This window comes from Virgisporangium ochraceum (genome assembly GCF_016863655.1).
Classification (GTDB): Bacteria; Actinomycetota; Actinomycetes; order Mycobacteriales; family Micromonosporaceae; genus Virgisporangium; species Virgisporangium ochraceum.
Genome location: NZ_BOPH01000127.1, coordinates 22,320 through 29,649 on the forward strand (window position 1 = coordinate 22,320; position 7,330 = coordinate 29,649).

At 74.7% G+C, this 7,330-nt stretch carries 7 protein-coding genes; 4 read left to right on the plus strand and 3 right to left on the minus strand.

Features of this window, described 5'->3' with window-relative positions:
- Positions 1-657: 657 nt before the first annotated feature.
- From Voc01_RS44325 to Voc01_RS44335, 3 genes are read left to right on the plus strand one after another with little or no spacing between them, the layout of a single operon-like run.
- On the plus strand, positions 658-1,857 hold the full coding sequence (locus Voc01_RS44325) for a hypothetical protein (RefSeq protein WP_203933770.1): 1,200 nt from the start codon (positions 658-660) through the stop codon (positions 1,855-1,857).
- Positions 1,858-1,881: 24 nt separating this feature from the next.
- Positions 1,882-3,024: an AAA family ATPase gene (locus tag Voc01_RS44330; RefSeq protein ID WP_203933771.1), complete on the plus strand. Its 1,143-nt coding sequence runs from the start codon at positions 1,882-1,884 to the stop codon at positions 3,022-3,024.
- Complete coding sequence (locus Voc01_RS44335) at positions 3,021-4,199, plus strand: vWA domain-containing protein (protein ID WP_203933772.1); 1,179 nt, start codon at positions 3,021-3,023, stop codon at positions 4,197-4,199. The genes Voc01_RS44330 and Voc01_RS44335 overlap by 4 nt, the downstream gene beginning before the upstream one ends.
- On the opposite strand, the gene Voc01_RS44340 is transcribed toward Voc01_RS44335, so the two are convergent.
- The 3 genes from Voc01_RS44340 to Voc01_RS44350 form a co-directional block, all read right to left on the minus strand.
- Complete coding sequence (locus tag Voc01_RS44340; protein ID WP_203933773.1) at positions 4,180-5,049, minus strand: SDR family oxidoreductase; 870 nt, start codon at positions 5,047-5,049, stop codon at positions 4,180-4,182. The two genes, Voc01_RS44335 and Voc01_RS44340, sit on opposite strands and share 20 nt — an antisense overlap.
- A complete protein-coding gene (locus Voc01_RS44345) occupies positions 5,046-5,783 on the minus strand; it encodes an SDR family oxidoreductase (RefSeq protein WP_203933774.1) in 738 nt (245 codons plus the stop codon). Before Voc01_RS44345 ends, Voc01_RS44340 begins: the two co-directional genes overlap by 4 nt.
- A gap of 70 nt (positions 5,784-5,853) precedes the next feature.
- Positions 5,854-6,678 carry a helix-turn-helix domain-containing protein gene (locus tag Voc01_RS44350; RefSeq protein WP_203933775.1) on the minus strand — a complete coding sequence of 275 codons (825 nt, stop codon included), beginning with the start codon at positions 6,676-6,678 and terminating at the stop codon, positions 5,854-5,856.
- Between the two features lie 35 nt (positions 6,679-6,713).
- Here Voc01_RS44350 and Voc01_RS44355 point away from each other — a divergent pair, with 35 nt between their 5' ends.
- A complete protein-coding gene (locus tag Voc01_RS44355; protein ID WP_203933776.1) occupies positions 6,714-7,220 on the plus strand; it encodes a VOC family protein in 507 nt (168 codons plus the stop codon).
- Positions 7,221-7,330: the final 110 nt, after the last annotated feature.

The window sequence follows — 7,330 nt, forward strand, 5'->3', positions numbered from 1 at the left end:
TCGCCGCGCAGGCCGGCATCCTGACCCGGGCCCAGGCCCTGGCCGCAGGGCTGTCCCGGCCGCGATCGACGCGCGGGTGTCGGCGGGCCGGTGGCAGCGGGTGCACCGCGGCGTGCCCACCTTCAGCGGCCCGCTGCCCCGCACGGCGCGGCTGTGGGCCGCGGTGCTCAGCGCCGGCCGGGGTGCGGTGCTCAGCCATGAGACCGCCGCGGAGCTGTACGGACTCGTGGAGCCCCGCGGGTCGGACGTCCACGTGTCCGTGCCCGCCGGGCGTCGGGTCGTGGCGCCGGCCGGCGTCGTGGTGCACCGGTCGGGACACGCGGACCGCAGCAGGCATCCGGCGCTCCAGCCGCCGCGCACCCGCGTCGAGGAGACCGTGCTCGATCTCGTGCACGCCAGTCCGACGGTCGACCGGGCCATCGCCTGGCTCTCCCGGGCCGTCGGAGGCGGCCATGCGCCGTCGCGGCCGAGGTGGGGGCCGTGCTGGACGCGAACGGCTGGCACGGCACACCTCGGCCCTGCGGTGCCGGGTGCCGGCTCGACGGAGGTGATCGAGGAGGAAACGCGCACCTGTGACCCGCCGAAGGTTCCTCGATCAGCTCCGTCGCGCCCGGGAGGGGCCGCGGCGTCGCGGAGGGCGGGGGGACACTGGTCGATGTGTCGTGGCTGCACTGGCTGGCACCCGCCGTGGGGGTCGTGTTCCTGGGGTTCCTCTGGGCGTTCGTCGACGGGACGCGCAGGTTCACGAACCTGCACCGCTACGCGCCCATCGACGGGGTGGTGCTGGTGCTCCTGTGCAGCGTCGGGTACATGGTGTGGCCGTTCGACGGGCCGGGCCGGCACCGGCCGGTGCTGCTGGCCGTCGACGTGGTGCTGCTCGTGCTGCTGGTGGCGGGCAGCGTCGTCGCGGTGCTGGCGTGGCTGCGCGTCCTCACGTTTCCGGCCCTCCCGCCGTCGCGGCGGGAGTGGGTGGAGGCACTCGGCACGCTTCCCGAGCTGATCGCCCCGTCGGCGCCGGCGGTGGCGCTGTGGCGCTGGTCGCGTCCGGCGTGGTGGTGCCTGCGCCGGCCGCGCACCTGGCGGCGGCTGCGGCGGCTCGGCGTGCGCGGGGTCCGCGGGGTCCACCTCGTCGGGCAGTGGTTCACCCCCGACCAGGTCGCACGTCTCGGCTGGGCCGGGCCGACCCTGCAGCTGCTCGTCGACACCGTCGGCCGGCGCGGCTGGCACGACGTCGACCGGTCGGGATGGGACGCCGGGACGTTCATCCGCACGGTCCACGCCGCCGGCCGGCCCTCCGGCGACTACGTCGACTCGGCGTCGTGGCGGACCCTGTTCCGGCTCGGGGTCGACGACACCACGGAGTTCGTGCGCTACGCCGCCGCCCGGGATCCACGCGTCGACCTCGACGTGGCGCTGCGGTACGGGCTCGGCGGCATCCCCTACGACGTCTACCCCACCCTGCACCGCGCCCTGGACAGCGCCCTGGACAGCGCCGGCGCCCGGCCGGCCGAGTGGCAGCGCCTGCTCGACCAGCTCGTCGTCGAGGCCACCGGCGGCCTCGACGACTACCTCGACGGCTGGACCGGGCTCGCGGCGTGGGTCGAGCACGACGGCGCCGCGTACGTCGAGTCCCTGCGGCGGACCGGCCACACCGGCGCCCTGCCGATCTTCGAGCGCTGGCGGTCGTGGCGACCGGTCGCCACGCGCGCACCGGACGTGCAGCCTGCCCTGTGGTCGGCGGCCGGCCTGTCCGTGGAGGAGGCGCTGGCGATGCTCGACGCCGGGGCCCCGCCCGACGGCGAGGTCCTCGCCGGCCTGGCCGCCCTGAGAGCCGACCCCGGGTCTCACGGCGCGTGACCTCCTTCGATACCCTAGGCGATCATGGACCGGTACGAGGCTGGCTGTTCCGCGCTCGGCATCTGCCTGGCGGCCAACGTCCCCGTGGTGCTCTGGGGACCGCCCGGCCAGGGCAAGACCAGCGTCATCGAACAGCTCGCCGCCGACCTCGGCCTGCACCTGGAGACGGTGATCGCCTCGATCCGCGAGCCGAGCGACTTCGCCGGGCTGCCCGTCGTCGACGCGCAGGCCGGCACCGTCACGCTCGCCCCGCCCCGGTGGGCCCGCGCACTGGCGGCCGCACCGCGCGGTGTCGTCTTCTTCGACGAGATGTCGACCGCGCCGCCCGCCGTGCAGTCGGCGATGCTGCGCGTGGCCGTCGACCGGGTCGTCGGCGACCTCGCGCTGCCGCCGGCCGTGCGGGTGGTGGCGGCGGCTAACCCGCCCGGGGTCGCCACCGACGGCTGGGACCTCACCCCGCCGCTCGCGAACCGGTTCTGCCACCTGGAGTGGTCGCTGCCCGCGACCACGCTGCGGGAGGGGTTCGCGTACGGCTGGCCGCGCGTCCCGGTCCCGCCGTCGGACCTCGACCCCGACGGAGCGCACCCTCCCCAGGCAACGGCGCCGCTTTCTCAGGGGACCGCCGACGCGATGCGGCTCGTCGGGGTGTTCCTCGGCACGCGGCCGGAGCTGGCGACGCGGATGCCCGACAGCGCCAGCGAGGCCGGGTTCGCGTTCCCCACGCCGCGGTCGTGGGAGATGGCGGCCCGGCTGTACGCGGCCGCCCAAGGTGCGCCCGGACAGGTGCGCACGATGCTGGTGGCCGGCTGTGTGGGTGCGCCCGCCGCGGGCGAGTTCCTCGCCTACGTGTCCACACTGGACCTTCCCGACCCCGAGGCCCTGCTCGACGATCCGGCCTCCCTGCGGCTCAACGGCCGGCGCAGCGACATCGTGCACGCGGTCGCGTCGTCGGTGTGGGCGGTGACCGAGGCTCGGCTCACCCCCGAGCGGTGGGTCTCGTGTGGACGCGTGCTCGCCGGCATCGCGGACGCCGGGCACGCCGACATCGCGTTCGCCACGGCGCGCCGGTGGGTGCGGGCCCGACCGGCCAACGCGCTGCCGGACGTGGCGTCGATGCGGTCGCTGCAACCGATCCTGCGCGAGCTGGGCCGCCTCATCGAGACATGACGCACGACGACGCGTTGCGGATGGCCGCCGCCCGCGCCCGGGCGGCGGAGATGCTGCCGTACCTGGCGACCGCGCTTTTCGCCTGCACGCCCGTGCGCAGCGACGACGTGCCGACGATGGCCGTCGACGACCGGTGGCGGGTCTACTGGAACCCCGCGTGGTGCGCCGGGCTGCCGGTGCGGGAGCTCGCCGGTGCGTGGCTGCACGAGGTCGGTCACCTGCTGCGCGAGCACGCCACCCGGTTCGCCGAGCTGGGCGAGCCGCCCGAGCTCGCGATCATGTTCAACGTCGCCGGCGACGCGGCCATCAACGCCGATCTCGACGACGCCGGCGTCACGCTGCCGCCCGGCGGCGTCCACCTCGGACACATCCGGGGCGCGGCCCGCGGGATGACCGCCGAGCAGCTCTACCGCCTGCTGCCGCGCCGACCCGACGTGTCCACCGTGGACTGCGGGTCGGGCGCCACGCCGGGCCGGCGGCCGTGGGAGCCGGACCCGTCCACAGTGGACGAGGCACACCGGGGCATCGACGCCGACCGGGCCGACCAGGTGCGGCGGCAGGTGGCCGCCGAGATCCGGTCGGCCGGCCAGGTGCCGGCGGGGCTCGCCCGGTGGGCCGACGACCTCCTCGACCCGCACGTCGACTGGCGCACCGAGCTGAACTCCGTGGTGCGCCGCAAGGCCGCCGAGGTGGCCGGCACCCGCGACTACACGTACGCCCGCCCGGCACGGCGCACCGTGCCCGGGGTGATCCTGCCGGCGATGCGCCAGCCGCGGCCGCCGGTCGTGTACGCGGTCGTCGACACGTCCGGGTCCATGGACCGTGACCGGCTCACCCGCTGCCTGTCCGAGATCGACGGCATCGTGCAGCGCAGCGGCCGCATCCGGGGCCCGGTGCGGGTCGTGTCGTGCGACACGGTCACCGGCGAGCTCCGTCCCGTGCGGTCCGTGGCCGAGGTCGTGCTGACCGGCGGCGGCGGAACCGACCTGCGACCGGCGATCAGCGCCGTGGCCCGGTCCCGCCCGCCGGCCGACCTCGTGGTCGTCCTCACCGACGGCGACACGCCGTGGGACCCGGCACCGCCGCGCGAGAACCGCACCGCGCGGTACGTGGCGGTCCTCGTCGCCGGTGACCGCCACGACGTGCCGCGCTGGTTCAGGAAGATCGTGGTGTGAGCAGGCTCTCGTAGCCGAGCGAACGGTAGAAGTCGAGCCGGATGCGGTCGCCGACGCGGAACACCTCCTCGGCGCCGTCCCGCGCCGGGTCGATGTACACACGGAACGGCCGGCGGCCCTTCGGCAGGTCGACCACGCGGGCGATCTCGCGCGCGACCTCCTCCGGGTCGGCGTCCGGCGGCGACTGCGCCGCCTGCCGGGCCAGGAGGTCGTCGATCGCGCCGTCGTAGGCGCGGGCGTACGCGTCGGCCACGGCCGTGTCGTCGGGGTGACCGGCGTGCGCGTAGTGGTTGGTACCACTGGTGAACGACCCCGGCACGACGATCGTCGTGTCGATGCCGAACCGGGCCACCTCCACGGCGTAGCTGACCGCGAGCGCGTCCTCGGCCGCCTTCGCCGCGAAGTACGGCGCCAGGTACGGCGGGGTGCCGCCGCGGGCGCTGGTCGACCCGACCCACACCAGCAGCCCGTCGCCCCGCTCCCGCAGGTGCGGCAGCACCGCCCGGTTGACCCGCTGCGTGCTCAGCACGTTGGTGTCGTACACGGCGGCGAGCTGTTCGGGGGTGAACGCCTCCGCCGGTCCGAGCGTCATGTGACCGGCGTTGTGCACCACGACGTCGATGCGCCCCTGCTCGCCGATGACGCGTGCGATCGCACCGTCCACAGAGGACTGGTCGGAGACGTCCATCTCCACGCTGTGCCCGAGGCGGTCGAACTCCTCGGCGGCCTCCCGGTTGCGGCCCTTCGTCCCGCGCATCCCCGCGTACACGGTGTGTCCACTGTGGACCAGCGCGCGCGCGGTCATCGCGCCGAACCCGCTCGACGCACCGGTCACCACGGCGACCTTCATGCGATCCCTCCGTTGACGTAGACGACCTGCCCGTTGACCCAGCGGGCCGGGCCGGCCAGGAACGCCACCGCGGTGGCGATGTCGTCGGGGGTGCCCAGCCGCTCCAGGGGGGCCTGGCCCGCCATGCGCTCGACGACCTCCTGCGGCTTGCCGTCGAGGAACAACGGCGTCGCGGTCGGCCCGGGAGCCACCGCGTTCACGGTGATGTCGCGGCCGCGGAGCTCGCGCGCGAGGACCAGCGTGAGCGCGTCCACCGCACCCTTGCTCGCCGCGTACGCGGAGTACGTGGGCAGCGCGAGCCGGGTCACCGACGTGGAGAAGTTGATGAGCGCGCCACCCGACCGCAGCCGCCGCGCCGCGGCCCGGCTCACGACGAACGTGCCGCGGATGTTGGTGCGGTGCATGCGGTCCAGGTCGTCGAGGTCGAACTCGACGAGCGGCTTGAGAATCATGATGCCGGCCGTGTTGACCACCACGTCGACGCCGCCGAACTCGCGCTCGGCGGTGTCGAACAACGCGTCGACCTCGTCGGGCTCGGCGACGTCGGCCCGGCCGGCGACCGCCCGTCCCCCGGCGGCCTCGACGGCCTTGACCACCTCGGCGGCCCGCTCGGTGTTGCCGGAGTAGGCGACCACGACGTTCATCCCGTCGGCGCCGAGCCGCTCGGCCACGGCCCGCCCGATCCCACCGGACCCACCGGTGACCACCGCCACGCGGCTGTGTGTCTGTTCCATGCCGACAACGGTTCCCGGTCGCCGACCTGCGGACGCTCCCCGGATTGCGCGGTTCGCGCCCGCAGTTGCGCTATGCCCGACGGCGGTAGGCGCTCGGCGACGAGCCGTACTCCCGGCGGAACGCGGTGGCGAACCGGCCGGCGCTGCGGTACCCGCACGCCAGCGCCACCTGGAGGACGCTGTGGTCGGTCCCGCGCAGCAGCGCCTCCGCGGCCTGCATGCGCAGCCGGGTCAGGAAGCGGTGCGGCGTCAGGCCGGTCGAGGCCGAGAACGCCCGCAGGAAGTGGTACCGGCTCAGGTTGACCAGCCCGGCGAGATCGGCGAGGGCGAGGTCGTTTGCCAGGTTGGCGCGCATGTACGCGGTCACGGCGTCCAGGTCCCGCCGACCCAGCCGCGGACCGGGACGCGCCGCCGCGGACCCGGTGCGGTACGCCAGATGCGCGACCATGGCCTGCGCGACCGCGTCGGCGTACAGGTCGGGCGCGCCGTCGCGCAACGCGTCGTGCAGCGCCCGCGCCGACGTGGTGACGAACGGGTCGTCGACGCTGAGGCTGTCGGGGAACCGGGTGCCGTCGGGTACCAGGGCCGGGTCGACGTGCAGGTGCAGCGACCGCATCGTCGCGCCGCCGGTGGACCGCCACCGCAGCACCGACTCGTTGCCCGGCGCGGTGATCCCGAGCGAACCCGGGCGGTAGTCGGCGCCGTGCCACGCCCGGCCGTGCCGGCTCTCGATGCGGTACCGCCCCGCGGTGACGAGCACCACGAGCAGGTCGGACGACCGCGTGGTGAACGGCCCCGCCACGGGCGGATCGGCGTAGGACCGCACGGTCACCGACCGCCAGCCGAGGCCGGCGCTCGACTCCAGCAGCCGGGACGGCAGCCCACCGATGGTCACGCCCGAACCCTAACGCGCCCGCCTAGGGTGGACCGATGGTGTCGTTCATCCGCAACGTCTCCTTCGACTGTTCCGACCCGTATGCGCTGGCTCGGTTCTGGAGTGCCGTCGTGGGTCATCCGGTACATCCGGAGTGCGCACCGGGCGACGCGCAGGTGGTGATCGAGCCGCCCGACGGTCCACGCCTGTTCTTCCAGGCCGTGCCGGAGGACAAGGTCGCCAAGAACCGGATGCACGTGTGCCTCCAACCGACCGGCACCGGCCGCGACGCCGAGATCGACCGGCTCCTCGCCCTCGGCGCGACGATGGCCGCCGACCACCGCGACTCCGGGTGGGCCGTGCTGCGCGACCCCGCCGGCAACGAGTTCTGCCTGACGCGCTCGTCGGCGGAGCGGCGCTCGTGGGTCGTCTGGCGCCAGGACGACAACGGCAACCGGTTCGAGGTCGACCGGTTCGCGACGCGCGAGGAGGCCGAGAAGGTGGCGGCCACGATGGAGGCCCGCGGCCACAAGCAGCTGTACTGGGTCGCCCCCGTCGAGTAGTGCTTCGTCAGCTCGAAGACCGCGCCGTGGACGGCGCCCACGTGTGGCTGAATGCGTTGCGGCACGCGGCATCCCGGGAACCCGGCGAAGCACTACTGGTGTTGATCGTT

Excerpts from the sequence above, each read along its gene's own strand:
- Voc01_RS44330 (WP_203933771.1), top strand. The coding sequence starts at position 1,882 with ATGGACCGGTACGAGGCTGGCTGTTCCGCGCTCGGCATCTGCCTGGCG.
- Voc01_RS44335 (WP_203933772.1), top strand. The coding sequence starts at position 3,021 with ATGACGCACGACGACGCGTTGCGGATGGCCGCCGCCCGCGCCCGGGCG.
- Voc01_RS44340 (WP_203933773.1), bottom strand. The coding sequence starts at position 5,049 with ATGAAGGTCGCCGTGGTGACCGGTGCGTCGAGCGGGTTCGGCGCGATG.
- Voc01_RS44345 (WP_203933774.1), bottom strand. The coding sequence starts at position 5,783 with ATGGAACAGACACACAGCCGCGTGGCGGTGGTCACCGGTGGGTCCGGT.
- Voc01_RS44355 (WP_203933776.1), top strand. The coding sequence starts at position 6,714 with ATGGTGTCGTTCATCCGCAACGTCTCCTTCGACTGTTCCGACCCGTAT.